Source organism: Mycobacterium sp. (genome assembly GCF_032162105.1).
Taxonomy (GTDB): Bacteria; Actinomycetota; Actinomycetes; order Mycobacteriales; family Mycobacteriaceae; genus Mycobacterium.
This window is the reverse complement of record NZ_JAVRPS010000085.1, coordinates 1-3,109: the sequence shown is the minus strand read 5'-3', so window position 1 is coordinate 3,109 and position 3,109 is coordinate 1. Positions and strand designations below refer to the sequence as shown.

At 67.0% G+C, this 3,109-nt stretch carries 3 protein-coding genes; 1 reads left to right on the top strand and 2 read right to left on the bottom strand.

What is annotated here, in order from left to right; translation table 11 throughout:
- Positions 1–358: DUF222 domain-containing protein (locus tag QOC69_RS04155; RefSeq protein ID WP_526436652.1), on the bottom strand; the 358-nt coding region annotated here is incomplete at its 3' end.
- A gap of 121 nt (positions 359–479) precedes the next feature.
- Between QOC69_RS04155 and QOC69_RS04150 the strand changes: the two genes are divergently transcribed.
- Positions 480–2,120, top strand: a complete 1,641-nt coding sequence (locus QOC69_RS04150; RefSeq protein ID WP_526436650.1) for a peptide chain release factor 3 — start codon at positions 480–482, stop codon at positions 2,118–2,120.
- Here QOC69_RS04150 and QOC69_RS04145 read toward each other — a convergent pair.
- Positions 2,117–3,109, bottom strand: a 993-nt coding sequence (locus QOC69_RS04145) for a DUF3516 domain-containing protein (protein ID WP_526436648.1), incomplete at its 5' end; no start/stop codon positions are given. The two genes, QOC69_RS04150 and QOC69_RS04145, sit on opposite strands and share 4 nt — an antisense overlap.

The window sequence follows — 3,109 nt, the reverse complement described above, 5'->3', positions numbered from 1 at the left end:
TCGCGGTCAGCGCTTCGGGGTCGGTTACCAGGCGGGTGCGTTGATCGATCAGCCAGACCCGGCGGCCGTTCACCGCACCGGCGGCGAATAGGGCGGCGACCTGGGGGAGTCGGTCGCGCAGGGCGAGCGCCAGATCGATTTCGCCGAGGGCGCGGCCGTGGCCGATGTTGAGTGCGGCGGCGATCTCGGCGGCGGTGGCGTCGGTGTCGTCGCACGCCGAATGAGCGTGCTCGCCGGTGTTGCGGCGGCGTTGCAGCTCGGCGATCGCAGCGTACTTGCGGGCGTCCGAGGCGGCGCTGGCCCGGGCCGTGGCCGTGATGACGTCGACCAGGCCCGCGTCACCGACTCTCTCGAACATGTGTTCGACTATACTCCGGCACCCTGACACGCGATTGCCTTCGATCCGACCCGTCGGGCTCCACCAGTGCGTTTGCCCGATTATCGTTTCGGCGTCTTCGGCCAATATGCTCGACCACGCAATGACCGATACAGCCTCGGGTGTGTCGACGGCCGCCCCTTGGCGTCAGACAGACCGCATCTCCGCCGAAGCGCGACGTCGCAGAACGTTCGCAGTGATTAGCCATCCCGACGCCGGCAAGTCCACGTTGACGGAGGCCCTGGTCCTGCATGCCAAGGCCATCACCGAGGCCGGCGCCATCCACGGCAAGGCCGGTCGCCGCGCCACCGTGTCGGACTGGATGGAGATGGAGAAGGCCCGCGGTATCTCCATCACCTCGACGGCTCTGCAATTCCCGTACCAGACCCAGACCGGGGAAACGGCCGTCATCAACCTGCTCGACACCCCGGGACACGCAGACTTCTCCGAAGACACGTACCGCGTCCTGACCGCCGTCGACTGCGCCGTGATGCTCATCGACGCCGCGAAAGGCCTTGAGCCACAGACACTCAAGCTGTTTCAGGTGTGCCGGCATCGTCGGATCCCGATCATCACGGTAATCAACAAATGGGACCGCCCCGGCCGCGACCCGCTCGAGCTCTTGGATGAGATCCAGGCGCGCATCGGCCTTCGTCCCACCCCACTGACGTGGCCAGTCGGCGTCGCAGGCGATTTCAAGGGTGTCCTCGACCGGCGCAGCGGAGATTTCATCCGGTACACCCGCACTGCGGGTGGCGCCAAGGCCGCTCCTGAAGAACACATCGCTCCGGATGACGCCCACGACTCGGCGGGCGTCGATTGGGATCGCGCGGTCGAGGAGTCCGAACTCCTCGAGGCCGATGGATCCGATTACGACCCGGCGAGTTTTCTGGGCTGCGAGTCGACGCCCGTGCTCTTTACGTCGGCGGTGCTCAACTTCGGGGTGAACCAGCTCCTCGACGTGCTCGTCCAGATCGCACCGCCGCCGAGCGGGCAGCTCGACGTCGAGGGCAACAGGCGCGAGGCCGCTGCGCCGTTCAGTGCCTTCGTGTTCAAGGTCCAGGCGGGCATGGACTCGGCCCATCGTGACCGAATCGCCTACGCCCGGGTGTGCTCGGGCACGTTCGAACGCGGCGAGGTCCTGACCCACGGTGCTACCGGCAAGCCGTTCGTCACCAAGTACGCGCAGTCGGTTTTCGGTCAGCAGCGGTCGACGCTGGACACGGCGTGGCCGGGCGACGTGATCGGACTGGCCAATGCCAACGCGCTACGCCCGGGCGACACGCTCTATGTCGACGTCCCCGTGCAGTACCCGCCGATCCCGAGCTTTTCGCCCGAGCATTTCGCCGTCGCGCGCGGCACCGATCCGAGCAAGCACAAGCAGTTCCGGAAAGGGATCGAGCAGCTCGACCAAGAAGGCGTCATCCAGGTGCTGCGTTCGGACCGGCGCGGTGATCAGGCGCCTGTCTTCGCCGCCGTCGGGCCCATGCAGTTCGAGGTGGCCAGCCATCGGATGGTTGCCGAATTCAGTGCGCCGATCCAGCTTGAGCCACTTCCGTACACGGTGGCCCGCGCCACCGACGCCGCCGGTGCCGAGATTCTGCAGAAACTGGCGTCAGTCGAGGTGTTCACCCGTACCGATGGTGTCGTCCTGGCTGTGTTCTCCACGAAGTGGCGCCTCGAAAACGTCCAAAGGGACAATCCCACCGTGCATTTGCGTTCCCTGGTTGCGGCCGGGGATTAATCCATCCGACCGGCGTCGACCAGCCGTATCACTGCGGCACCCTCCTCGTCGGAGGCCTCGAGGTCCACTTCCACCTCGAAGCCCCAATCATGGTCTCCGGCAGGGTCGTCCAGGATCTGGCGCACCCGCCACACGCCGGGCTGCCGATCGATGATCAGCAGGGCCGGGCCACGGGCGTCGGCGCCGATGCCCACGTCGTCGTGCTCATCGAAGTAGGCGCGGACGGCCTCCTCCCACCGATCCGCGGTCCATCCGGAGCCGCCGTCCAACTCGCCAAGGTCATACCAGCGACGCCGGGCGAACAGTTCCACCCGGCGGAACAGTGCATTGCGGACCATCGCGGTGAACGCCCGCTCGTTGCCGGTCAGCGGACGTGGGCGAGCAGGCACCGCCACGGGCGCGTCGAGCGGATCATCGGGGTTGGTGAGCTGCTCCCATTCGTCGAGCAGGCTCGAATCCACTTGGCGCACTAGTTCGCCCAGCCACTCGACGATGTCGGTGACCGCCTCGGTCCGCGCGGCGGCGGGCACTCCGGACCGCAGCGCCTTGAAGGCGTCGGAGAGGTAGCGCAGCACTGCGCCCTCGGAGCGGGTCAACCCGTAGACGCTGACGTACTCCCGGAACGTGAACGCCCGCTCCCACATCTCGCGCACGACGGACTTCGGCGACAGCTGCCCGTCAGCGGCCCAGGGGTTGGTCTGCCGGTACACCTCGTAGGCGTGTCCGAGCAGCTCCTCGAGCGGCTTGGGATAGGTGACGTCGTCCAGCAGCTCCATCCGTTCGTCGTACTCGATGCCCTCGGCCTTCATCTGGGCGACGGCCTCGCCCCTGGCCTTGTTCAGCTGCGCCGCCAGGATTTGGCGGGGGTCCTCGAGGGTCGCCTCGATGACCGAAACGACGTCCAGCGCATGGGTTTCGGCTGTCGGGTCGAGCACGTCGACCGCGGCGAGCGCGAACGTCGACAGCGGCTGGTTGAGCGCGAAGTCGGG

Excerpts from the sequence above, each read along its gene's own strand:
- QOC69_RS04150 (WP_526436650.1), top strand. The coding sequence starts at position 480 with ATGACCGATACAGCCTCGGGTGTGTCGACGGCCGCCCCTTGGCGTCAG.